The 24,771-nt window shown below is 37.0% G+C and carries 17 protein-coding genes, 2 pseudogenes and 1 riboswitch; of the genes and pseudogenes, 4 read left to right on the forward strand and 15 right to left on the reverse strand.

Annotation, left to right across the window (positions count from 1 at the left end):
* From FJR04_RS01555 to FJR04_RS01570, 4 genes and pseudogenes are all read right to left on the reverse strand, one after another.
* Nucleotides 1-517 (reverse strand): annotated as a pseudogene (locus FJR04_RS01555) (hypothetical protein); the annotation flags it as partial.
* A gap of 216 nt (nt 518-733) precedes the next feature.
* The gene (locus tag FJR04_RS01560) at nt 734-2,335 is read right to left on the reverse strand and encodes an NACHT domain protein (protein WP_168491188.1); all 1,602 of its coding nucleotides are present in this window, start codon (nt 2,333-2,335) and stop codon (nt 734-736) included.
* A 221-nt stretch (nt 2,336-2,556) separates the two neighbouring features.
* Nucleotides 2,557-5,424 (reverse strand): glycerol-3-phosphate acyltransferase, encoded by a 2,868-nt coding sequence (locus tag FJR04_RS01565; protein WP_168491190.1) that lies wholly within the window; start codon nt 5,422-5,424, stop codon nt 2,557-2,559.
* A gap of 82 nt (nt 5,425-5,506) precedes the next feature.
* The gene (locus FJR04_RS01570) at nt 5,507-5,647 is read right to left on the reverse strand and encodes a hypothetical protein (RefSeq protein ID WP_168491192.1); all 141 of its coding nucleotides are present in this window, start codon (nt 5,645-5,647) and stop codon (nt 5,507-5,509) included.
* Nucleotides 5,648-5,850: 203 nt separating this feature from the next.
* Between FJR04_RS01570 and FJR04_RS01575 the strand changes: the two genes are divergently transcribed.
* Nucleotides 5,851-6,792 (forward strand): SGNH/GDSL hydrolase family protein, encoded by a 942-nt coding sequence (locus tag FJR04_RS01575; protein WP_168491193.1) that lies wholly within the window; start codon nt 5,851-5,853, stop codon nt 6,790-6,792.
* 346 nt (nt 6,793-7,138) lie between these two features.
* On the opposite strand, the gene FJR04_RS01580 is transcribed toward FJR04_RS01575, so the two are convergent.
* A complete protein-coding gene (locus FJR04_RS01580) occupies nt 7,139-7,756 on the reverse strand; it encodes a hypothetical protein (protein ID WP_168491195.1) in 618 nt (205 codons plus the stop codon).
* Nucleotides 7,757-7,943: 187 nt separating this feature from the next.
* On the opposite strand from FJR04_RS01580, the gene FJR04_RS01585 reads away from it, so the two are divergent.
* Complete coding sequence (locus tag FJR04_RS01585; protein ID WP_168491196.1) at nt 7,944-8,492, forward strand: pentapeptide repeat-containing protein; 549 nt, start codon at nt 7,944-7,946, stop codon at nt 8,490-8,492.
* Between the two features lie 592 nt (nt 8,493-9,084).
* Here FJR04_RS01585 and cobJ read toward each other — a convergent pair.
* Complete coding sequence (cobJ, locus tag FJR04_RS01590) at nt 9,085-10,788, reverse strand: precorrin-3B C(17)-methyltransferase (RefSeq protein ID WP_168491198.1); 1,704 nt, start codon at nt 10,786-10,788, stop codon at nt 9,085-9,087.
* Nucleotides 10,789-10,985: 197 nt separating this feature from the next.
* On the opposite strand from cobJ, the gene FJR04_RS01595 reads away from it, so the two are divergent.
* The gene (locus tag FJR04_RS01595) at nt 10,986-11,180 is read left to right on the forward strand and encodes a hypothetical protein (RefSeq protein WP_168491646.1); all 195 of its coding nucleotides are present in this window, start codon (nt 10,986-10,988) and stop codon (nt 11,178-11,180) included.
* 164 nt (nt 11,181-11,344) lie between these two features.
* On the opposite strand, the gene FJR04_RS01600 is transcribed toward FJR04_RS01595, so the two are convergent.
* The 9 genes and pseudogenes from FJR04_RS01600 to FJR04_RS01640 all read right to left on the reverse strand — a co-directional run bounded on the left by FJR04_RS01600 (nt 11,345) and on the right by FJR04_RS01640 (nt 23,158).
* Complete coding sequence (locus FJR04_RS01600; protein WP_168491199.1) at nt 11,345-12,730, reverse strand: tetratricopeptide repeat-containing serine protease family protein; 1,386 nt, start codon at nt 12,728-12,730, stop codon at nt 11,345-11,347.
* Between the two features lie 272 nt (nt 12,731-13,002).
* Nucleotides 13,003-13,284, reverse strand: a pseudogene (locus FJR04_RS01605) (COP23 domain-containing protein); the annotation flags it as partial.
* Nucleotides 13,285-13,422: 138 nt separating this feature from the next.
* On the reverse strand, nt 13,423-14,130 hold the full coding sequence (locus FJR04_RS01610) for a precorrin-2 C(20)-methyltransferase (RefSeq protein WP_168491201.1): 708 nt from the start codon (nt 14,128-14,130) through the stop codon (nt 13,423-13,425).
* A complete protein-coding gene (locus FJR04_RS01615) occupies nt 14,130-14,756 on the reverse strand; it encodes a precorrin-8X methylmutase (protein WP_168491203.1) in 627 nt (208 codons plus the stop codon). The genes FJR04_RS01610 and FJR04_RS01615 overlap by 1 nt, the downstream gene beginning before the upstream one ends.
* Complete coding sequence (cobG, locus tag FJR04_RS01620; RefSeq protein ID WP_254445181.1) at nt 14,749-16,215, reverse strand: precorrin-3B synthase; 1,467 nt, start codon at nt 16,213-16,215, stop codon at nt 14,749-14,751. Before cobG ends, FJR04_RS01615 begins: the two co-directional genes overlap by 8 nt.
* Before the next feature lie 36 nt (nt 16,216-16,251).
* A riboswitch (cobalamin riboswitch) is annotated at nt 16,252-16,452 on the reverse strand.
* Nucleotides 16,453-16,548: 96 nt separating this feature from the next.
* Nucleotides 16,549-17,433 carry a ParA family protein gene (locus tag FJR04_RS01625; protein ID WP_168491206.1) on the reverse strand — a complete coding sequence of 295 codons (885 nt, stop codon included), beginning with the start codon at nt 17,431-17,433 and terminating at the stop codon, nt 16,549-16,551.
* A gap of 120 nt (nt 17,434-17,553) precedes the next feature.
* Complete coding sequence (locus tag FJR04_RS01630) at nt 17,554-20,187, reverse strand: DNA translocase FtsK (RefSeq protein WP_168491207.1); 2,634 nt, start codon at nt 20,185-20,187, stop codon at nt 17,554-17,556.
* A gap of 66 nt (nt 20,188-20,253) precedes the next feature.
* Nucleotides 20,254-22,260 carry an ATP-binding protein gene (locus FJR04_RS01635; RefSeq protein ID WP_168491209.1) on the reverse strand — a complete coding sequence of 669 codons (2,007 nt, stop codon included), beginning with the start codon at nt 22,258-22,260 and terminating at the stop codon, nt 20,254-20,256.
* A gap of 43 nt (nt 22,261-22,303) precedes the next feature.
* Entirely contained in the window at nt 22,304-23,158 is an 855-nt protein-coding gene (locus FJR04_RS01640; protein ID WP_168491211.1) for a transcription factor RcaD, read from the reverse strand.
* 274 nt (nt 23,159-23,432) lie between these two features.
* On the opposite strand from FJR04_RS01640, the gene FJR04_RS01645 reads away from it, so the two are divergent.
* Nucleotides 23,433-24,683 carry a glycosyltransferase family 4 protein gene (locus FJR04_RS01645; RefSeq protein WP_168491213.1) on the forward strand — a complete coding sequence of 417 codons (1,251 nt, stop codon included), beginning with the start codon at nt 23,433-23,435 and terminating at the stop codon, nt 24,681-24,683.
* Nucleotides 24,684-24,771 lie beyond the last annotated feature (88 nt).

Raw genomic sequence — 24,771 nt, forward strand, 5'->3', positions numbered from 1 at the left:
TCACTAGTTTTTCGTCTGCTGTCACTGCTACTGCTTGTACCCAATGATTATGACCTGAGAGGGTGCGGAGTAACCTTCCTCCTGCTTGGGTGAGACTGGGGGTGAGGGGACGCAACCAAGGGTGAGGGTGAGTTTTTTGTGCTTGGGTTAATAGGGTTTGCATTGCTGGGGTGTTGATGGTTTGTAACCTTCCCCATAATTGACTTACTAATTGTTGTTTATCCTGGGTGACAATATGTGCAGACAGTCGCAAAGCACTTTGAATATATTTTAAGGTTTTGGTTTGGTCTGGGTGGGTTGCGGTTTGGGTATCATCTAATAAATCATAATCTTCAATTAATGCTTGGATACCAAAGTCAGGATGATTGATTTTGTTAGATATGAATTGATAATCTGTGAGGGTTTGGAAATATTTGGTTAAATTATCGGAGTTTACCAAATTATAAGGATATCTACCCAAATAAGCTTTTTGGGAATAGGATTTTTTTGATGATGATTTTTTGGTAATTGTTGACATAAGATTTTTAATAAAAATTAATATCTGTAGGTTGGGTTGAGGTCAGGAAACCCAACATTAAATTGGGTGTGTGCTTGTGCTTCGCTAACTACCATCTCAATTTTTCCTTTTGAATCAATAAGCAATCTTCAAGTCTTTGCGATTGCTGCGCTACACTTTGTTTTGTTGGGTTGCGCTTCGCTTAACCCAACCTACGGAAATTCTAAGATTTTATGATCATCCTTGTATCCTCTCCCAATAATCAACAATGTGCTGATTTACTTCTTTAAATAAGTTGCGGGTTGGTTTCAATTCTCTTTTCGCTTTCAAGAAATCTAAGAAACTAGCATGATAGATGCTGTAACAAATATCTTCGTCTATGGTTTGCGGTTTCAAATATTCAATCCATTCATTTAAAATATCATCCACATCACATTCATCTTCATTAACGATATCAAACATCATCTCACTGGATATTGGTGTACCAATTTCCACTAAAATAAACAGAATCATTACTTTGATTTTTTTAGATGAATCATTCATTTTCATCCGTTCCCAATGAGTTTGATAATAATTCTGTAAACCTTGGGGTAATTGGGTTAAATTCAAATCATTATATTTACCCTCTGCGATAGCTGGTAAAACATAGCGCAGGTACATAAAATTATTGTCGCTTTTGGTTGCTAACTGATTTACAAAAGCGTCGGGAGTGATATGTTTGGTTTCTATCCAAGTTTGTAATCCGTCTTTGTGTTCTGGATCATTTTTTAAACAGAAGCGAATATATTCTTGAATATCATGCTGATTTTCTTGGTCATATTTACTATCAGTTAAATCTAAAGATTCTTTTTTCAATCCTTCAGTATAGAGTCGTTCTTTATTTGGTTCATAACGTCGTCTAGTCAGGAAGAAATAAACATGATTTGGTAGAGTTTTCGGTAAATATAAAATATTTTCTCCTCCTGGTTCTTGTTTGACTTCATCCAGTGCATCAACGATAATGATTAATTTTTCATTGGTGGTTATTTTTTCAGTTGCTTTTACCAGTAATGTTGATAAATCATCCTTGTTAACATTTGTTAATTGATAGCGGTGAATCAGTTGTTGACGAATACTTTCCAGAAATAATTCAGGACTATTATGATTTTCTTGTAAGTTGTTGAAATAACAAATTGTTTTATGTTCAAAAACGTATTTTGCAGCGATGGTACTTTTGCCCATTCCCGCATCACCGATAACTGTAAAATAGCCTTTTTTATTGGTGTTGATGAAGTTTTCAAAGGCAGCAAATACAAATTTGCGACCGCAGAATGATTTGATTTTTTCGATGATTAGTGATTGAAATTCTGGTGGATAATCATATCTTTGATTGTCTGAATTTTCCAAGTTCTTTAAATAGCGATCACGTAAAACTTCCGAAGGTGTTCTCGTGCGTCTAGCTACGCTGACAAAAACTTGATAAAATTCTTCAAATTCTTGACGAATATTAATATTTTCTAATTCTCTTATTTCATCTCCCAAAGTATTCCAATCTAGAAAATGTTCTATTTCTGGAGTAAAAATTAAGGGATGATCGGCATTAAAATCTTTCCAGAAAGCTTTTTGAATTTCTTTTTCTCTAAAAAGTTTCAGTAGTGGCTCAGGCTTATATACTCCATATTCTATTAAAGCATAGACGTAAACGCTAATAGTATCATTTGGCGGTTGAATCGGATCAAGCCTTAATTCTATTAAGATATTTTTAATTACAGTTTCATTCCGTTGTGCTTGCTTGATAGCCAGGGTAGCAGTTACAGGAGCAATTTTAGCGATCGCACTAATTACTGAATTTATTTCCATTTCAGCGATAATATGACAGAAATTCAAATATCACTAAATTTTAACTTTTAATTGCGAATTTTTTCTCGATATCTCCGAAAAAGAATCTAAGTAAGATTAAGATAGAGGCAGAGCATCATAAACTACATTCCTAGTCTCTGACCAGGAACGAGATACGGGGTAGAGTTTAATGGATTGCGATCGCTCTTTAATGACAGAATTAGAAGGGTTTCTGGAGATTTCTATTGTATTTCTACAGTCCCCTTATAGCCATCAATGCGGACTTCCTGCCCATCTTGAAGCAGATATGTCGCCCCACGCACATCCATGACGGCAGGGATACCGTATTCACGGGCGATAATTGCCCCGTGAGAAAGTTTACCACCAGCTTCGGCAATTAACCCCCCGGCTTGAACTAGAACCGGGGCCCAACCGGAATCAGTGTAAGGAACTACAAGGATAGTATTTTTATCAATATCATGTGCGTCTTCCAAGGTGCGTAATACTTTTACCCGTCCTTGGATTTGTCCTTGACTGGCAGGAATTCCTAATAGGATGTTGTCAGAGGTATCAATAACGGGGGCAATGGGGGGAGGTGGGTTATGTCCGTAAACGACGGGGGGAATTTGGGGAATCTGACTATCTTGGAGAAATTGCGATCGCCTATTTTCTACTAATTCTAATAAGTGATGCTGAAAAACCACGTCTGGATTGATGACTAACTGGCGAATTTCATCTAACTCTAAAAAGAAAATATCTCCTGCTTTGAGTAACACTCTAGACTCAAGCCAAATTTGTTCTAAAGCTAAAAATGTCCAGCGCAATTCGGCTAACAATCGGGAATAAACTTCTGTCACTCTGCCTTTGAGATCAACTCTTCTTTGGACTAAATTGGCCTGTTGGGAACGGGAATCATCTGATTTTTGCAGTTCACTGGTTTTCAATAACTGGACAAACAATTGTTTAACTATTTGGGGATTTTCTCGCCAAGTGGGAACGGAAATATCTGTACCAACTTCACTCAAATAACCATAATCCTGAATCAGTTCTTCAATTTCATACAAAATTCTTTCCCCTTCGGGAGTTGTTGCCAATTTCTTGAATATTTGTTCTGGTTCACGCTGATAGTCAATATCATCTAATATTTGTCTAGCATCAGCAGCCAGTAGAGTCATAGCTCTTAATGATGCTACCTCTGGGGTGACACTGTTATCAATTTGTTCTTCTTTCATCCCCAATACTGATTGACGGATAGCGGCACTCAAGGGGGCTAAAATGCTGTAATAAGTACCCCGATGTAATAAATCGAGAATTAAATCTATTCTGGTTAATAACTGATCTAGTGATAATTCAGTAATGACGACGTTGGATAATTGGGTTAATCCGGGAATGAAGACTTGACGATAATCCCATTTAAAGTCTTTTTCTAAATCAATTTCTCGCTTGAGTAACTTTGTCAGTCCTGGTAAATTGGCTAATGTGGAATCTAGAGGGGGTTTACTCATGCTTGCACCTCTAGTTAAAAAGTCCAGACTTTCTGGGGGTAATCCCATTCCCAAAAATATTTCTCCTAACAAGGAAGCGTTAAAGTAGGCTCTAGAGTAATGCAGTGTTGCTGTTTTGGCAAAATCTAAGCCATTAGCGCGATCGCCTAACACGATACTAAAAATTTCTCCCCACACACCACAGGTTAAAGGGGAATTAACAGACCAAGTTAAGGGATGAATAACTCCAGGAATTACCTCAGCAGCGATTTTTCTTGTCCATAATGGTAACAGCGTGGTGATGGGTCTTGCTTGTAATACCCAGAGATTTTGACCATCATAACTCCATTCAATATCTTGGGGAATGCCAAGATAACGCCTTTCTAAGCGACGGGCTAGGTATGCAACTTGCTTAATTAATGATTGCGGGATTTTGCCATTTCCTTGAAATTGAAGACATGATAATTTTTCATCCCCAGCAATCACAACTTGATATTCTTCTGGTGTGACTTTTCCCGATACGATTTGGGTGGGACTCCCGGCCACGGCTTCGATAACTACAGCTTCACCTTGTTGGGAAATGGGATCTCGACTAAACGCTACGCCGGAGAATACGCTTTGGATTTGTTGTTGAATGAGTACCCCCATTGCGGCTTCTGCTGAACTGCTATGGCGGCGATATTCGATGGCGTTGGGATGATTGTAGGAGGCTTGGACTTGAGCGATCGCTTGTCGGAGTTCTTCTTTAGTAGTAACGTTTAAAATTGTTTCATACTGTCCCGCGGCTGATGCTTGTTCTGAGTCTTCCCCAATGGCGGAAGATCGCACTATTAACGGTGAAAGTGGAGATGGTTGCAGAAATTCAATCAGATCGCTGGGATCATCATCAGGAGTTAATACCCAACCTTTAGGAACTGCATAACCCCAACGTTTAATTTGTGATAATGTCGCGGATTTAGCTCCTACTACTCCCCCATCTAATTCATCATCTAGGGTGATGATCCTATTCTCATTCTTTAAATATTGGATCACCTGTTGGGATTCTGGATTTGCTTCTTCAACTGAGAGGTTGAGATCATCGGGGATTTGGTTATAAATCCAATAAAGTAACCCCGCTAAGGCAAAAGCAGCGATGATTCTGGGTAAATCCTGGGAATGAATAATACCCACCAGTAGAGGAAATATGACTAATATCCCTAATTTAATTGTTTCTTTGGAGCGCGTAATCAGAAAGCCAATGCCCGCTAGTAAGCTGACAAAGGCGGTGACGAGGGGATCATGTGCCAAAAATCCCCAAGCGACGTTTGTCGTCCCTGCGCCTTTTGTAGCGGCGTATCTACCTATGACTAAGGCTATTAAAGCTATTATTTCCCAAAATGGTTGTAAAGGAAAACAATACTGGGCTAGTGTTACTACCGCAATTCCCTTGAGTGCTTCGGAAACTACACAGATACTTCCTGCTAACTTACCGCCGTGATAAAAGGCGGCTGAAACGCTAATGTTTCCTGTCCCGATATTCGCTAATTGCTTACCACTTAGGGCATAAGTAATCCAGGAAATTAGCGGTATTGCCCCTAAAAGTGGACAAAAAATTAAAATAATTAAGATACCTAAAAAATTAATCATTATTATTATTAAACCAGTGATCAATAATCAGTGGTCAGTAGTTATAAACCACCAACCACTGACAAATTTTTATGCAAGAAATCTAGCCTAGTGCATAAGCAGCAGTAAGCGCCCAAAGAATAAGAGCAGCAATTGATCCTAACAGGACAACAGTAGAGATGGTGACGAGTTTAGGTGAATCTGCACCTTCAAATTTCATGATTCCGCGATTTAAATCGGACATTGTTTTCTAAGCCTCCTTGATTACAGGGCTAATCTGTCCGTTCTGATTTTAATCTTTCTATCGGCAAATGGTGTTAAATTCTTATTATGATTTCCTGGAGGCAAGGGGGAATCAAGATCATTCTTCGCCTCTACTTACTCTGTCTTCAACAGTTGGGCAGATTAGTGTAATTTAATACTGTGGCAGTTTGGAGATGTTGACAGGTGAAAGAAATCATCATCATTATTTTGGCTGTGGTAGTGGGTTTATTGGTAGCAATGGAGTTAGGATTGCGATCGCTGTTTGGTTTTGGTAATCCTTTAATTTATATCAAGGATGAGCAAATTGGCTATTTATTAGCACCGAATCAACGGACTAAAAGGTTTGGAAATCGCATTGAAATTAATCAGTATTCGATGCGGAGTCCAACTATCCCAAAAATACCATCACCTTCAACTTTGCGAATTCTCCTTTTAGGAGATTCTATCGCTAATGGTGGTTGGTGGACAGATCAGGAAAAGACTATTTCTAGTTTGCTGATGAATTCTTTGGGATTTACTAGTCATACTCAACAGGTTGAAGTCTTAAATGCTTCTGCTAATTCCTGGAGTCCCCGCAATGAATTAGCCTATTTACAAAAGTTTGGGACTTTTAACGCCAAGGTGGTGGTATTACTAATTAATACTGATGATTTATTTGGTACTGTACCTACTTCTTTACCTGTAGGACGCGATCGCAATTATCCAGATCATAAACCACCTTTGGCAATTATAGAAGTATTACAACGCTATGCTATCAAGCAAAAGCCAATTCCCGAAATCCAAGCTTTAAATAATGAACCAGGGGATAGAGTTGGGATTGTTCTGGAAGCAATTGCTAATATTAAAACTTTAACTCAAAATAACAATTGTCAATTAATTGTGGCTATGACTCCCCTATTAAGAGAAATTGGTGAATCGGGTTCTCGTGATTATGAAGTTCAAGCTCGTCAGCGATTGAGTGATTTTCTCAAAGTCAATAAAATTACTTATATAGATTTTCTGCCAATTTTCCAAGCCCATTCTAATCCCAAAGGTCTTTATCAAGACCATATTCATGTTAATTCGTTAGGTAATAAATTAGTCAGTCAAGAAATTGAAAAAGCACTTGTGGAAATTTTGAATTAAAGTGAGTGGGTTATGGAAATAATATTTTAACGATAGCGAAGCGTGGCGTTAGCCATACCGCAGAGGCGCAGAGATCACAGAGGTAGAGGAAGAAGAGATATAGGATATGGGCTTATGAATCACTTGTGTGGTTACATATTTTTTAGTATTTCTATATTCACGTAAGTTGCTAATTAGATCAATTGTCAGAATCACTATGTCCAGGATTTAAGGATATACAGGATGAAAACTGGAATTTTATCACCAATCACCAATTGGTTACTGAGCGATAGCCTGCGTGGCGAAGCCATAGTCGAAGTACCAGCCTCCACTAGATAACTAGCAACTTGTGTTATTACCAAAATGATTAATTGTCTTTAATCCAAAGTGCTAAACCACCACCACGTCCACGCGCCGCAATCAAATCTTCGGTAACTAAAAAGAACGCGAAAAAAGGTAATTTAGCTATAGGTTGAGCATCAAAATTGCTGTCTTTATCTTTACCTGAAAAAATCGCTTTATTCACAAACATCCAGTTAAATAAACTAATTTGTATTTGGGTAAAATCAAAAGCTAATAAATTCTTTTTTCCTAAATATTTGAATGGTCCGGTGAGTTTAAATAAAATCGCGCCCAGTTGGACTTGATTCATAATTTCCCCTTTTCCTAAAGCCTGTTCTTCTCTGGTACTAAAGCCAAGATGAATTTTTATGAATTTTGGGACATACCTACCCTTACCTATAATAATTCCTCCCCGGTTTCTGACTTTTTTAGTACCAGTAGCAAAACAAAGTCGCCATTTACCACCCAGAGATTCAAAGGGATAATTTAGTTTTTGCAACTTGGCGGTTTTTTCCGCTGCTAACAACGCATTAACTACTACTTCAGCCGCAGGAAGTTGACTTCCTTCTCGATACGCAGTCGCAGTATGAGATAAAAGGTTGATAAAGTCAGTGGTAGTGTTAGAGATTAAATTAGCTGTCATAAAAGTATTTTTGAGGGAATGATGGCTATATTTTGCTTAGAAGCTAACTTGATTGTAACGTTTTTTTAATTAGTTTCTTAATACTTGTATAATGGAAATACAGTTTTTAGCTAAAAACTTGATCAATTGTCTTTGGTGTGGCTTGGGAAGTGAAATAACTCACCTGTAGACATCATGAGGTAGAGATATGGATACTAAACAACTCCTGAAATTATATAAATCGGGAGAAAGGAATTTTCAGGGTGCAAATCTGCACAAAGCTAAGTTAAATCATGTTGATTTGCGAGGAAGTAATTTAGAAGCAGCAGATTTAAGCGGTGCGGATCTCAGTCAAGCCAATTTAGCTGGTTGTAATTTCAATAGAGCAAATTTAACTAATGCTGATTTAAGTAGAGCAAATTTACAAAATGCAAACTTAAGTGAAGTAAATTTAATTGGTGCTGATTTAATTAAAGTCAACCTGAAGAAAACTAACTTGAGTCGTGCTGATTTGCGAACTGCAAATTTAACTTTAGCAAACTTAGCCGGTGCAAATCTCAGTCAAGCAGAAATGAGTGGTGCTGACTTTAGAGGTGCTAATCTCCATAAAGCTAATTTAATTGATAGCAATATCAATGAAGCAGAATTTATCGGTGTTGATTTAACAACAGCAATTATTACTGAAGATGAAATCACAGGAGAAATTTTGCATATAGGTTTATCCCATACATGGATAACTTGGGCTGGTAGTTATTAATATTTTGACAACTTGCTATTACAGGTTTGCAAAATCAAGATTACACCAACTTAAAAAACCATAGGATAGATACTAATACTATTCGGTTAAGAGTTTTGTAGGTTGGGTAGAACGAAGTGAAACCCAACAAAAATCGGTAAATGTTGGGTTTCCTAATATCAACCCAACCTACCTGATTGAATAGATACCAATATTCTCCAGTTAAGAATATTTGTAGGTTGGGTAGAACGAAGTGAAACCCAACAAAAATCCATAAATGTTGGGTTTCCTAATACCTGATTGAATGTTTTTAGCTTAACCGACAAGTATTGAGATAGATACATATTTATGGGTGGGTTTTCCTACCCTTTCTTTTATGAAAATTGATTATAAATAAGTAAGTAAAATGTCCGCTTGCGCGGACACTTCAGGGCTTCTGTCACTTTTATTGGCTACAATCATGTCTGGAACATGATGCTTTTATTGTTGATGATGATCATAAAAAAATCAAGTCTTTCCCAGATATAAACTAGACATAATTAAGTGAATTATATCTGGATATCAAATGCAAATTTCCCAAGTTTAAAGGATATTATTATTAATATAAAAAACATCATTCCTGAGAGTTATATCGGCGAGAAGTATAAACCCAAACCTTATTCTCACCGTGCTGGATTTGTCGCGTGTGGGAAGAACCGATAATAATCACAGTTCGCATATCTGCTAATGTCGGTTCTAACTCTTCTAGGGTAATAACCTTGACTTGTTCTCCCTTTCTCCCTAAATTTCGTCCTAGAATGACTGGAGTATGGGGTTTGCGGTGTTCTAGTAAAATCTTTTTTGCAGCAGCTAGTTGCCAAGTGCGTTCTTTTGATACAGGATTATAGAGAGCGATCGCTAAATCACTGGTAGCCGCAGCAGTAATCCGTTGAGCGATGATTTCCCAAGGCTTCAAAATGTCCGATAGGGAAATCACACAGAAATCATGCCCTAAAGGCGCACCAATAGTGGCTGCGGCGGCTTGCATGGCGGAAATACCAGGGGCAACTTGAATATCAATTGTTTGCCATTCTGGTTTATGATATTGCTCTAATACCTCAAAAACCGCCGCCGCCATTGCGTAAATACCAGGGTCGCCTGAAGATACAACTGCTACATATTTGCCAGTTGCGGCTAACTCTAGCGCCTGATATGCCCTTTCAGCTTCTACTCGATTATCTGATTCATGGACGCGCTTACCATCGGCGAGAGAACCAATTAAATTAATGTATGTTTTATAACCTACTAAATCCGTTGCTGCTGCCAAAATTTCCTTTACTTGCGGTGACATCCATTTTGACGCACCTGGACCCGTACCAATAATAGCTAATTTTCCCTGGGCTTGTCCTCTAGTCGCAGGGTTAATAATTTGAGTGGAAATGGCAACGGCAATAGAGGAAGATGGAGATGAGATAATTTGAGCATCTGCACCTGTAACCGCTAAGATCAATTCTGTTAATTGATTTTCTGGAAAGAAGCGGGTAGGAACTCCTAAAGCCTTAGCTATAGCTTGAAGTTGGGAATTATTAGCTAAGTGAAGAGGTGCAAATATTCCCGCTACGGCTTTAGCTGCTAAATTAGATTCTGCGAGGATTTGCTGAATTTGGGTAATTGTGTTTGGTTCTGGGTGAGTGAGGGAAATTGCTATTTTCGCAGGATGATAAACTAAACAATTAGAGTCATAATTACCTAAATTCTCGGTAATTTGAATAGTTAACTCGCCATTTTCATCAATAGGTAAATTACTCTCACTCAACCAAGGCGCTATTCCCTCTAACTTGACTTTTCTCCCAGCTAATAAATCAGCAATGAATTTTTTCCCATGTTCTGGGTTAGCTAAATGATATCCAGGCGGAGGAGATAACAAAGCGGTATGAAAGCGGATATCTCCTGTGGTGGTAATTGCTGGTTTTGTATTTAGGGCTTCGCCAATATGACGCGCTAAATCATTTACGCCACTTAATCCACCCAAAAGCGGTACAACAGCACTACCATCTTCAGCTACAGCTAAAATGGGCGGTTCTTGCCCTTTATCCATTAGCAAAGGTGCAATTGTTCTAATGAGAATACCAGCCGCACAAATCCCAATTATTGGTGTCCCAGCGGCGAATAATTCCCGCAAGGTTTCGCCAAAGTTTATAAAGCTAATATCAACATCATCAGTCCGATTAACTAAACCATATAGTTTCGCACCTGGTAAGCAATTGGTGATTTTTCGCCCCACGATAACGCTATTTTGACTCAATACTACAACCGCAGGGGCTAATTTTGTGTTCATAAAGGTGATAGGAAATAAGGAAAAAATAATCAGCCATATTTGCTAATGAATCAAGATTATCACCATAATTTTCAGAAATTGACAATGATTTTTAGTATAATTCATAGATACTGATGTTTTTTAATCATTTATCTAACACAATATTCTCAGTGTTTGATAATTAACAATATTTTCAGAAACTTCCAGTTCAAGAATTTATTGAAGGACATGATATTACTGAAAAAATTACTTTTGGTACTCCTCTAATTGAAGATATAGTTATTAAATTGTTGATAGCAATTTTAGAAGTATTAGCTTATATTCATAGTGAAGGTGTAATTCATCGAGATTTAAAACCTAATAATCAAGGATTTACAGGATTTTATTATGTTAATTTTTTTAAACCTTCTTGACAATTTTCACCCTTGAGAATATCGGTATATAGAGTCAGTTTCAGGATTGACAAAATCGTAGAACAATAAAATTTATCAAAAATTTCCCAAATCTCATCCAACTAACCACAATTAAACATCCTGAAAATCCTTTAATCCTGGTTATCCTGATTCTGACAAAAATACTATTGTTGTAATTCTCTAATTCTATCTTGGGCGATTTTCAACCATTTTTCATTACCTCCTTGCTGCTGATATAGTCTCACAGCTTGTTGAAAGTCAGATATTGCTTTAAATTTATCACCTAAAGCAGCATAAGCATTTCCCCTTCCATGATAAGCATAGGCATCATTAGGATTAATCTTAATAGCTTGGTTGTAATCTGTTATTGCTGCTTGCTTATCTCCTAAATCAGAACGAGCATTTCCCCGGCTGATGTAGGCTATGGCATAGTTAGGATTAATCTTAATAGCTTGGTTGTAATCTGCGATTGCTGCTTGCTTATCTCCTAAAGCAGAACGGGCATTTCCCCGGTTGTAGTAGGCATAGGCATAGTTAGGATTAATCTTAATAGCTTGGCTGTAATCTGTTATTGCTGCTTGCTTATCTCCTAAAGCAGAACGGACATTTCCCCGGTTGTAGTAGGCATCGGCATCATTAGGATTAATCTTAATAGCTTGATTGTAATCTGTTATTGCTGCTTGCTTATCTCCTAAAGCAGAACGGACAACTCCCCGGTTGTAGTAGGCTAGGGCATCGTTAGGATTAATCTTAATAGCTTCCTCAAGAGCTATAATTGCCCCTTTATAATCACCTTTAGCATACTTATCAGCAGCCAAAGCAAAATAATCATCAGCCTTTAACCCCCCACCCTGGGGCTTTATAGGTGTACCCACACCCGACGCAATTCGTAGATAAGTATTAATAGGAACAGAAGCATATCTATCTGTATTTTTTTCTTTATTTATATCTATCAATCCATTAATGCCAATCAACTCACCTTGTTGATTTAGTGTAGGACCTCCACTCATCCCCTTTAAGATTTTATTAGTATAAAGTAAATTATATCCACCATCTATAGTAGCTTGAGTAGCATTAGCGTTAATTTGTCCATTTCGACATTCATACAAAAAAGTATTAATCCCACCTGTTTTGGCAGGAAAACCAGCCGTATAGACATTATCCAGACGTTTAGCACTATCAGAATTACCTATTTTCGCTACTTGATAACTCTTGTTACTATTAAACTGCACCACTGTTAAATCTATATTTGCCCCCAAGGGTTGCAGACTGCTTACATTAATTGAATAACGTTGTCCATCGGCAGTTATCAGGGTATATTTTAAACTTTTATCACTGACATTATGAAAGGAGGTCAGGACTGTATAGGTATTACCATCACGTTTGATGATAGTTCCCGAACCACTATTTTTACTATCAATCAAAACGGTGATTTTTTGGGCTATTTCATCAATTTCTTTGGTACATAGTGAATTTTGGGATCTGGCTGGGGATGCGAGACTAATGGATGTAAGAATAAATAAAGTAGGAATAGTATATTTATAATTCATATATTGTCTGAATCAGGATGTCCAGGATTTAAGGATTTACAGGATGAGGTTTATTGGTAAGTCTTTGCTATAATTTTAATGTATCTTTTATTTCTCACATTTCCATCAGGGCGCGATTTTTTTTCTTTGCTGTTGATATTTTTCTATACATTTGTTATCATAGTATAGACGAGGAAGAACTAGATTTATTGCATAAGCGAGATTAATCAAAACTAATGAAAATTATTTGGGTTGAGTCGTACCCAACCTTAAATTTCATCAGTTTTAGGTTTTTATTCCTGGGGTAAATTTTCCAAGTATCTATCAAAATCAATCATAATGTTGTCTGAACCATTGGCGGTGACAATGTTACTATTATTGGCAGCAGTAATGTTAAAGAGTCTTGCAGCAATATCTTGACCCTTATTTCTTGATCTTGTGGTTAGGGTAAATAATAAATTAGTGCGATCGCAAGAGTAATAAACATATTTTACAGCACAGATTACAGGTTGCTTATTAACCGTACCAATAATAATTTTCTTCAATGTCCCATTATCATAACTTCTCTGAAATCTTGATGATACTTCATCACTTCAGAAAACTTAAATACTGATTAGGGCTTGGTGAATAAAATCAGAAAACTTGAATAGATAAGGATTTCATGTTTTTTGAAGCTCAAAAAGTGTGAGATTTCTGCTTAATTTTCCGGTAGTTCACAATTCATTTTTAGTAGGAATAACAATCATGGAAAAATAAGGAACTTCCTCTGGGTTAACTTCATCTAGAGGTAATATGCGTTGTTGCGTAGTTGTGGCGCGTTCAATATATCTCGCCCGTGAAGCTAGTCCTAATTCATGGAGAATATCTCTAACTTTAGGAAAATGACGACCAAGTTTCATAATGGCCGCAGCGTCAGTGGCGAGAAGTTGGCTAATTAAAGCCTCTCTAGGTAGTGGTGCGGGTAAAACGGTGAGAACATCATTGTAATAGGTGAATGGTAAACCCAAAGCAACAGGACAAGCCATGAGAGAAGAAACTCCAGGAACGACTTCTGTTTTGTATTTTTGGGCTAACCGGGTAAAGAGGTACATAAACGAACCGTAAAAAAACGGGTCTCCCTCGCAGAGAACAACCACATCTCGACCGGCGGCTAAATGGTCAGCGATGGGTTGTGTTTCTTGATCATAGATAGATTTAGCCTTTTCTGGTTCTAAGGCGCGAGGAAGATGAAATAGTACCTCAATTTGATCACCGGCAAGATAAGGAGAAACAATTTTTCTGGCGATACTTTCTTTGTCTGTAGCTGATTGATAAGCGACAACTGGGACAGAACGGAGGAGACGCAAGGCTTTTAAGGTGATGAGTTCAGGGTCTCCAGGTCCCACACCAATTCCATAAAGACGACCTCCAGAATTATTCATTATTCTTCCTCACTGGCTAGGGCGTTAACGGCAGCAGCAGCGATCGCACTTCCGCCCCTTCTGCCATGTAAAGTTATAAATGGGACATTGCGGCTATCTGCGGCCAATGCGGCTTTTGACTCGGCTGCACCCACAAAACCCACAGGAAAACCTAATATTAATGCCGGTCTAGGTACTCCTTCGTCTAGCATTTCCAATAACCTAAATAGGGCTGTAGGTGCATTCCCAATCACGACTATCGCCCCCTCTATATGGAAACGCCATAATTCTAAAGCAGATGCTGATCTTGTATTTCTCAGTCTTTTAGCTAGTTGTGGCACTTCTGGGTCATTGAGGGTACAGAGAACTTTATTATTTTTGGGTAATCTTTTTCTGGTCACTCCTTCGGCTACCATGCGACAATCACACAAAATTGGTGCGTTGGCAAGTAGGGCTTTTTTCCCTGCTTCTACCGCTGTGGATGAATATGCTAAATCGTTAACGATATCCGTCATTCCACAGGCATGAATCATCCTCACCACAACTTTAGATACATCTTCCGGGAATCCTTCTAGATTGGACTCTGACCGAATAATTTCAAAGGAATTACGATATATTTCGCTACCATCACGGATATAATCAAACATGGGATTTTAAGATTGTAAACGTTAAATTTGGGCTGGATTTGCTAAATAATTGGTTTAACTGGTGGCTGTGACGATCAATAAATTGTCCAAAGGATTCATGTAAGCTTAGACGTTCTTTTTGATACAATTCCAACATTTGTCGAATCAGAGCAGGAACTTTGTCTAAAGTTACATATTCATAGAGTAAATGACCAAAAACATAAACTTGATAGGCTGGAACAGTTTCATTTGCAGTTTCGAGAGTAACACCAAATAAGGTAATATCAGCTTGAGTGTGTTGAGCGCAAGATTTACTGCAACCACTAAAGTGAATATTCACTGGGGAATCTAGAATCATAAGATTTTCTAGGTGTTTTGCCAAGTTTAAGGCATCTTTTTTGGTTTCTGTGGCCGCAGCAGCACAACCCCGTTTCCCGGAACAAGCTACTAAGCTACTTTTGATATCGGTTGGTGAAAAGTTTAACCCTAAGTTGGTAATTTTTTGCTCAACTTCTATAATTTGATTTTGGGGAATATCGGTTACTAACAGGTTTTGCCAAGGTGTTAACCGGATATTATCATCACCATATCTTTTCGCAATATTAGCTAAACCTCTAATTTGCCAGCTTTCTAATCGTCCCAAGGGTACGACTATACCGATATAATATAATCCGGTTTGGCGTTGCGGATGAATGCCAAGATGATTTTTTTCTCGCAAAGTCGCAGAGTCACAGAGAGAGTTTTTTCTGATATCAAATATATTCGGGCTTAGTTTTTCTTTGACTTGCTGAATATAGTTTTCAATTGTGATGTTATTAATGATTTCTCGTAATCTTGCTTTACGATGGGCTTTAGTATCTATGTGTTTGAGGTATGTTTCAGCTAATGCTGCTAAAACTTGGATAGATTCTTCTGGTTTTAATAAAATTCCTGTGTCTTTACTTGCTTCTCCTTTCTCTCCATAACTGAGATATAACCGTAAATAGACATTACTGTGATCTAATTCTGCTGCCAATATAATATCATTGGGTTGATATTTTATCGCAACTTTGCCTCCACCATCAAAGCACACACTAAATTTTGCCGATAGATCACAAAGATGAGAATTTGCGGTAATATATTCTTCCCAAGCTTTCACTAAAGGACGAGTATCTATTAATTCTTCTGTGTCAATACCCGCTGTGGGACTGGTCATAATGTTGCGGATATGATCTATATTGGCATTGCTAGAACCTAAACTAAATGTTTGTAATTGTTGGAGAACTTCTATATTTATTGTTTGTTTGATTTCTCTAATTTGGATGTTAGCGCGATTAGTAATATCAATATATCCACTACCATAATTATCAGCGATATCTGCAATAATCTGACATTGTTGATAATTAATAATTCCCCCTGGTATTCTTAACCGATAAAGAAAACCATCTTGAGCCGGTGTGGTGTAAAATAAACCTGGGCAAGCAGTAAATGGAATTTGCAAAATTATGACTCCTTCTCTGTGTGACGCAGAGACAGAACTTAGTGAACAGTCTAGAGTTGGCATTCTGACTTACTCAATTTTGAATTTGGGATTAAGTCCTGTTTGGGAGATTTCTAACCCCCAATAATCTTAAATTTCCCATCTCAAATTGCTTTACAGCTGCGGCACAGTCTCGGAATTAAACCGAAGTTTCCCAACTCTAAGATTTAGAAGTCTACCATAAGATGGTATTTTTGGCTTTGAATATTTTATTTATATCTTTTATGATTCTGATAGAGACGTTCCATGGAGCGTCTCTATTGATCACCAAATATCTAAATCACAATACCTAATTTACAACTTCTGCAACAACTCCTGAGTTAACTGCATAAATGCTTTAGAACCGGCTGTATTTGGACTCAGTAAAGAAACAGGCATAAAACTATCAACAGCTTTAGCTACATTAACATCAACTGGTATTTGCGCTTTACAGATTTTATCTACTCCAAAATCCTCGACAACTCGGTGCATTACCTGTTTATAATATCTGCCATTCAGTAAATTTGCGCTGGACATACTAAAGACAATTCCCAACATTTTAATATCTATCTTAGCTTCGTGTTCATGACTATCTTTTAATTGGGCAATGCGTCTTTCTAAAAGTTGAATACCTACCACAGATAACGGTTCTGGTTTGGCTGGGAGAATGTAGAAATCGCTACTAGCTAAAGCACTACGAGTCATTAAATTATAGCCAGGAGCGCAATCTAAAAGAATAAAATCATATTCATCCTTTACAGGGTTTAAAATATCTCTAATTAAGACTCTTTCAAAGCGATTCCAAATAGTTTCAAAATCCTGTTCTCCCAAAGCTACGGATTGATTATGTAGCATTTCCGAAACCACAAATTCATCATATAAGTCTATATCTCCTGGTAATAAATTTAATCCGGGAAGATTACAAACTTGAGGTTGAATAATATCATGAATCGTCAATTTTGCCCCAGGTTCAGGGTTAATAATTTCATCTATCAAATATCTAAATGTCTTTCTTTGTTTGCGACGTTTGGCAAAATCCACAGGTGACATTAAACTCAGTGTGGCACTAATTTGACTATCTAAATCTAAAACAAGTACCTTTTTACCGTGATTTTTTGCCAAACAGGTAGCTATATTCACAGTGAGGGTGGTTTTACCGACTCCACCTTTCATGTTTGCGGTTGCAATTATATATCCCATTTTGAGTTCCTCTGCTGACGCTTTCCCAATCATGTAGCGTACATATTATCTAATAAATTTTAACTTTGATTAATTTAACCTTTTGGGGGATGTGGAAAAGTATCAAACGATTTTAACCACCTAAACTAACGGTAGCTGAATAGTTTGTGCTAATAAGCTTTGAAGACGTTGTAGTTGCGAACCAACTTGGTAAACTAAATCACCTTTGCCTAATAAATAAGCTGCTGTTGTTTCTTTTCCACCCAGAATAATGCATGAATCTGCTTGGCTGGAGGTACGCAGGGCGACTCGTCCAGGTAAATTAGCACGGATAATTGGGGTGACAATGCTGGCTTCTGGACGTTGTGTGGAAATAATCAGATGAATGCCAGCGGCTCTTGCCATTGCGCCTAAACGTTTGATACTTTGTTCTAATACGGTGCGAATTTCTTTTTCTGCCATAAAATCGGCATATTCATCAAATATACAGACTATACGCGGTAAAGCTTGGGAAGAATGTTGATTATAGGTAGTTAAATCTGCACATTTAGCTTTTTCAAATTTTTGATAGCGAGATTCCATTTCTGCAACTAGTTCTTGCATCAATTCTACGGCGCGATCGCTATCTTTGACAACTGGTGAATATAACCATGACATTTGCTCAAATTCGGGAAATGTTACCCGCTTGGGGTCAACTAAGGCAATTTTTAAATGTTGGGGAGAATGACAATAGAGTAAACTGAGAAGGAGCGATCGCAAAAACTCACTTTTTCCGCTTCCTGTTGTTCCCCCAACCAAAAAATGACAAGTATTCGGATCTGATAAATCAGCCTCTAACAACTTACCATCAATACTCACCCCAATGGCAATTTTTACGGGTGCTGTTGGTGGTAAAAATTGTTTTTGAATATAATCTTCAAATTTGGCAATTTGCCTATCTGTACGTGGTAAATCAATACTCACATAACCAGCTTGGGGAGCAATTAAAGGCGGATGTTCTAACCCCAACTGTACTTGTAAATCAGCCGAAAATTTCAGCAGTGAATTTACTCTTATACCCAGATTTGGTTTAAGTTTCACTCGGATAAATGCTGGACTTACAGCAGCACCTTGATATTCAACACCAACACCAAAAGATTGCAAAGTATTAACCAAAGCTTCCCCTATTTCATCAGCATTAATAGATGTATCTTCCTGACTTTTAAAAGTATCTGAAAAACCTCTCTCCAAACCTCTCTCCTGCAAGGAGAGAGGCTTTGAATTCTCCCCCTTCCCTGGTAGGGAAGGGGGTTGGGGGGTTAGGTTTCGTGTTGGATTTTCTTCAACACTAAAAAAAGTCTGACACTTTTGTTGTTGCGGGCAAATTTCACATAAATGAGGTTGAGTTGTAGCTGGTGGTGGGTTAGAATTGGGAGATTCCCAACTCAACCATTCTTGCATTTGTAATAATTTGTAGGGAATTAATTGATGAACCGTATTTTCTAGCTGTTCCCAAGAATATTTGTACTCTTTAAACTCTGGTAAAACACAATAAACAGCAGAATCAACAGGTGCTTTTTTCTTCTTCCATAACATATAACTATAGAGAGAAACTTGAGCTAATTGTGCTGAAGGATCTACAGATTGATAGGTTTTAAACTCCACCATACAAAGGCGTTTGAGTTCAAAGTTAAAAACTAAACAATCAAATTCACCTCTTATCAGTTGCTTTGTACCATCTGGTAAATTAAAGTAATATTCTAAACTGCGTTCTTCACTAATAAAAGTATTCTGAATAACTGTTTCTGCACTACAATAATGGCGATTGATTACTAACAATTCAGTAAAGTTTTTAATTAATCCTTGTAATCCTTGCCAAACTTGTAATAATCCAGGGGCTTTACTATAATCTTGACTAATAGTATCTTGTAAATAAGGAAAGAATTTAATTTGATAGAATAATTGTTGAATTTTTGATGTTAGTTCATCTACATTTAATTGTGTTGCAGATGGATTCAATAAAGTTTTAAATCTGGGTTCAATTAGCAGTAAATTAATAAAATCATCTGCTAGTTGGTGAAAGACATTACCAATACCCGTAATGGCATCTTTAGGAAAGAATATTGCTTTATAATTAAAATTATGATTTAGATAAAATAGTCGAGGACATTCAAAAGCTAATCTAACTTTAGTCGGAGTTAAAGAAGAGTTTTCAGATTTATGATTTACCATATTAAATATATTACTGATAGCATCAGGATTGGATATTTCCAGTAAGCGACGATGAACAGCAGCTAAATAAACTGTATCCATTGCTGCATAGTTTAGCTGTTTTTGAGTCAGAGGACGTTTTCCCCAGTCGCTTGTTCCTTCTTCTGCATCTACATTAGAAAAGTAGCAGAGTTCAGTAGCTAAAGTTTTTAGTTTTAAGTTGGTAGTTTGTAAAACTTTACGTTTAATTTTTTGGGCTAATTTTAAAGTACAGGTAACATTTTGGGCTTGAGTTTTGCCCAGATATTTTAAATCAAAACCCGCACTATGAAATACTTTTTCAATTTGCGGATTAACCATAATTTGGTTAATGAAATATACAGCCAAATCAGGTTTATCTAAAACATCAAAAATGTAAGCAGATTCACCAGTTAAATCTGTATAATCAGCCAATACCTGAATTAGTGCTAATTTTGGTTTATCGGTATACCAATCAGCAATTTCCGTATCTATCCATAGGGTTTTAGATAGGGATAGTTGGGAAATTTGCTGGTAAATTTCAGAAGCTTCGCTCAGGTAGTGCATTCGTGTACTTTTGGATTTATGAAAAAAACTAGCAGATTGGGCAGCATATTTGATTGTACTTAATTATTAATTTGGTATCCAACATACTGACTGTTTTTCTGGTTTCTCATTGGGGGGAATAATTTTAATTTTATTCTCCTGACATAATTCTTCCAGCAGAAGCTCCACGTTTAAATCTTTCACAAAATTAAATCTCTCTTCTGCTTTATCCGTTAATAATTTTCGTCCCAATATTTGATTAGTTTGAACTAAATTAAACAAGAATTCTTTGACCATCTTTTTATACTTTTCATCGTCAGGACCTGGATTTTTAGTAAAAAATCCTAACTCTTGTAATAAATAGCATTCTCGCATAATTTCAGATGCGCGAATTAAACTTTCTAATTCCTCTAATTTGATGATTTTTGTATCAACTACCAACTCACCCGCACAAGCTGCATTTACTAGATTATGATAAGTTACCAAGTAATGAACAGAATTTAAATCTGGTTGAATTCTACGATGATCGGAATTTGTGAATATTTCAGTAAATATTTTGTTGCCCACTAAATCAGTATTGCCAACATTTTGCGCTCTAATTAAGTAGAGTGTATTACACAATTTCCGTTGTACTACTTTATGGCAAGCCTTCATTATATAACAGAATGTAGTCATATTTGCTTCTTCTGTCCAAGTGATTCCGATTTTTTCGGTTTGATCAGGAACTTGATAGCTGAATGAATACTCAGCATAAGTAGAGCTAGGTAATAGTTTTGGTTGAATATTTCTCACTTGCAAAGCTGATAAAGTTTCTTTCAACATTCTCACGAGTTCTACTGAAGAGCATTGACTAATGTGAGTAATTCTTTTCTCAACTTTCTGAAATTCATACAACCATAATAATTTAAATGCTGCAACTAAGTCTATCTTGTCTATTCCTCCTTTATATTTTTGAATTAATTCCTTACCTAGTTGCAATACTTCACGAGGCAAAACTTTGCCTCCAGGAAATTCTTCTTTGAGAGAGTGTTCAGTTAATGGGAAAATATCAGAACTTGGCTGAGATTTTACTTGAGTATGTAGTGGATAAAGCCGAGTTGCCCACAATGATTTGGCTTGTTCCAATGTGATGCGTTTAAGAGAAATTTTTGTATTAACTCTGTCTAAATCAGCATCTGGAATTAGCTTTTTATTTTGATTCCATGTACTATTAATAATACTGATAATTACCAACATTCCTTGCCATTGTTCATTATGAATAGTAGAATTAGCACTGAATAAAGTCGGTAAGTCAATAGAGTTATTAGCTAACTTAGCAATATTGTCTAGTTGATCAAAACACCAAACAATTGGTTTAGATTTAGCCGAAATTTTACTAAAATTTGCTAATATTTTTCTAGCTGCGTCTTCAGTATCAATTGAACGTCCAACTCCCAGATTTTTTAAACTATCTTGATCAAGGTTGTCACCTTTTAACCATTCACAGGCTAAGTAGTGTAATTTAGGGTTAGTTAATTGATATAAAACTCCAAAGAACTCATGAGCATTGTATATCCCTAGCAGTCCTAATTTATTTTTCAAAATATCAATAAACTGCTGTCTTTCTCTAAGGTAAGAGCCATTGTCATTAACTCCAGTCCTCTTTATTTTCTCAATTAAATTTTTTTCTTCAGCTTCTAACCCATTTGAAATACTAGAAAAACAGCTTTTTAGCCATAGTAATAACTGTGAATCTTTTTGTCCATCAGGAGATTTAACGAGGCTATCAACTGTATATCTTAAAATGTGTCGCCAGATATATTGACTTTCGACAAACGGTTCAATATAAACAAAAAATGCCTGTGAATTCAATATTTTTTTGAGCCGTCCTAAGAAATAAGTTTTTCCAACTCCAGCATCACCAGCAAGAATAAGAGTACGAGGAATGCGATCATTAGATACTTGTTTTAAAACTTTTTCTATCTCTACTAACGCCTCTTGATGGATAGATTCTACTGTGAGTGCTTTTTCTTGTGTCTCCTTCCAAAAGTTAGAGGACGCAAAATTATCGAATGGATTGATAGATTGCTTAATAATTTCTTCGATAAATGCCATAAATTTGCACCAAAAATAAGAGCAGTAATGATTGAGGATCTTTTTAGTTTAAAGTAATAAAAAACACTAAACTACCTTGACGTTGGAATATTCCTGCGTCTAGCTGTTCAGATGTAAATTTGTCAGGTTCAGCCAAGGTACTCAACTCAATGTGGTTGTTAACTTGCAACCGATACAAAGCCTGATCTAATTCTTCCCTTGACATTGGTGGTTGTAACTTTTGCCGTAAATGGAAAATGGGTAAATAATTCTCTGTACCCAGTTCTTGGTCTAATTTCTCGATAAGTTGTAAAATTTCTTCATCACTGGGATTGATGATAGTTTCTACACTTGATTGTTTATTGGTAGGTAGTGGAACAGAAACTTGTTCTGGCTTAACCCGTAAATTCTTCCGTAAAAAGCGCAGATAATTACCCAGCAATTCCAAACTAATAACAGGGTTAGCGCCTTTATTGGGAATATATTCATCCCGCAAAAACTCAATCCCTCTTTCAGTCAGCCAAACCTCAGCTTTAATTCTTTGAATTTTGATTTCTGCTGAAATTAAACCCCGTTCATTCAAGCTTTTCAATATCTCGGCTCGTTCCGCAGCTTTCAGAGAAGTAATTTCACTGGGGGCGATTTTAGCAGTAGCTTTACTGAGTTTATCCAACACCTTACGTTCTTTATCAGTGATGGGTAACTCGGCTGGGTCTAGTTTCAACAGAGCCTGACCAGGAGGTAAAATTTTAACTGTGGCAATCTCACGCGAATAGTCTACCAGTTCGCGATCGCCTAAGTCTCGACAAATTTTGTTTTTCTCACTTTTAAAACCATCAAAAGTGCTGGAACTCAAGCCAGTGCGATAATTGGGACATCCCAACAGCTTTAAGATAAACTTTAACTCTTTCGTTTCCATACGGGTAGTCTTGCTGTATTTGACACCTGACTACTTTAGCGCGAATCACAAAAAATTAACACACGTTTTCTATAGTAACTCTAATTAGTATGATTAGTTACTATATGCTGCAAATTTTTATTACTCCCTGAAGAGAAGTTTACCTCCACACCTAGCGCACAATATTAAACTGCATATATTTTTTCAGAAAAATTTTATACAAATATTAAATAAATTCCACCATACCGCGAGATTTATATGTATCATCTTTGAGATGATCAGATAATTCAAAACTATGAATATCCTCATGCTATCTTCCACATTTCCCTACCCACCCACAAGGGGAGGAACGGAAATTAGGACTTTTTATTTACTCAAGTACCTGCGTCAACGTCATCATATTACCCTGGTAACACAGCGTGATACCTATGTAACAGATACAGAAATTGCCGAATTACGTAATTATGTTGATGATTTGGTAATTTTTCCCCGTCCTCTTCCTAGTAGTAACTTCTCAGGAATCCTCCAAAAAATCCAGCGATTTAGTACATTTTTAATTCAAGGAACTTCCCCCAATGTTCTGAACCGCTATTCAGTAGAAATGCAGCAATGGATTGATAAATTTGTCGAATCTGGTAAATGTGATGTCATTACCTGTGAACATAGCGTTAACGAAATTTATATCCGTCCCCATTTCAAGAACCAGGTAAAAACCATAGTTGATGTTCATAGTTCTGTTTATGCAACTTGTCTGAATCAGTTAGAAACTGGTACAGCCGAAAATAAACTGCGAGATAGTTTATACTTACCCCTTTTACGTCGCTATGAAAAAGGATTCTGTCCTAAATTTTCTGATATTGTAGTCACCACAGAAGAAGATAAAATCCAATTTCAAGAATTTAGCAATCAACAAGCAATTCCCGTAATTCCTAATGGCGTAGATTTAGATTTATTCCCTATGCGGAATCATGATCCTGGTGGATATCGGCTAATTTTTATTGGAGCAATGGATTATATCGCCAACATAGACGCAGCGCGATTTTTTAGTCAAGAGATATTACCAGAAATTCAAAAAAAGTATCCCGATACAGTTTTTGATATCGTCGGTTCTCGTCCTGTTCCCGAAGTCTTAGAACTGCAAAATCAACCAGGTGTAAATGTTACAGGTAGAGTCCCTTCCATGGTGGAATACCTGCACAAATCTGCCGTTTGTGTCATCCCTATGCGAACAGGATTTGGGATTAAAAATAAAACCCTAGAAGCCATGGCCGCAGGCGTTCCCGTAGTAGGAAGCGATCGCGGTTTGGAAGGATTAGCAGTAGATGGCAAAACAACGCCATTACGCGCCCTTCGAGCCAATCAGCCCGGAGAATATGTCACCGCAATTTCTCAACTATTTGAAAAACCAGAACTACGACTAGAACTTTCTCTTCATGCAAGAAAACTCATAGAAAGTGAATTTACATGGGAAATTGCTGGTCAACATTATGAACAAATTTGTTTAGGTAAAAAGAATTTCTCACCTTTTACCCGTGCCAATTATTAACTTACTCAGGATAAAATAATGAATAATTATGTCCATTGTCCGCGTACTTGTTTACTCCAAAAATCAGCAAACAATGAGCAAATAAAAG

It is taken from the genome of Anabaena sp. UHCC 0204, from assembly GCF_009711975.1.
In the GTDB taxonomy this organism is placed as follows: Bacteria; Cyanobacteriota; Cyanobacteriia; order Cyanobacteriales; family Nostocaceae; genus Dolichospermum.

Coding starts and splice junctions, on each gene's coding strand:
- FJR04_RS01645 (WP_168491213.1), top strand. CDS start 23,433: ATGAATATCCTCATGCTATCTTCCACATTTCCCTACCCACCCACAAGG.
- FJR04_RS01630 (WP_168491207.1), bottom strand. CDS start 20,187: ATGCACTACCTGAGCGAAGCTTCTGAAATTTACCAGCAAATTTCCCAA.
- FJR04_RS01560 (WP_168491188.1), bottom strand. CDS start 2,335: ATGGAAATAAATTCAGTAATTAGTGCGATCGCTAAAATTGCTCCTGTA.
- FJR04_RS01640 (WP_168491211.1), bottom strand. CDS start 23,158: ATGGAAACGAAAGAGTTAAAGTTTATCTTAAAGCTGTTGGGATGTCCC.
- FJR04_RS01615 (WP_168491203.1), bottom strand. CDS start 14,756: ATGTTTGATTATATCCGTGATGGTAGCGAAATATATCGTAATTCCTTT.
- FJR04_RS01570 (WP_168491192.1), bottom strand. CDS start 5,647: ATGTCCGATTTAAATCGCGGAATCATGAAATTTGAAGGTGCAGATTCA.
- FJR04_RS01625 (WP_168491206.1), bottom strand. CDS start 17,433: ATGGGATATATAATTGCAACCGCAAACATGAAAGGTGGAGTCGGTAAA.
- FJR04_RS01600 (WP_168491199.1), bottom strand. CDS start 12,730: ATGAATTATAAATATACTATTCCTACTTTATTTATTCTTACATCCATT.
- cobJ (WP_168491198.1), bottom strand. CDS start 10,788: ATGAACACAAAATTAGCCCCTGCGGTTGTAGTATTGAGTCAAAATAGC.
- FJR04_RS01610 (WP_168491201.1), bottom strand. CDS start 14,130: ATGAATAATTCTGGAGGTCGTCTTTATGGAATTGGTGTGGGACCTGGA.
- FJR04_RS01565 (WP_168491190.1), bottom strand. CDS start 5,424: ATGATTAATTTTTTAGGTATCTTAATTATTTTAATTTTTTGTCCACTT.
- FJR04_RS01580 (WP_168491195.1), bottom strand. CDS start 7,756: ATGACAGCTAATTTAATCTCTAACACTACCACTGACTTTATCAACCTT.
- FJR04_RS01635 (WP_168491209.1), bottom strand. CDS start 22,260: ATGGCATTTATCGAAGAAATTATTAAGCAATCTATCAATCCATTCGAT.
- FJR04_RS01585 (WP_168491196.1), top strand. CDS start 7,944: ATGGATACTAAACAACTCCTGAAATTATATAAATCGGGAGAAAGGAAT.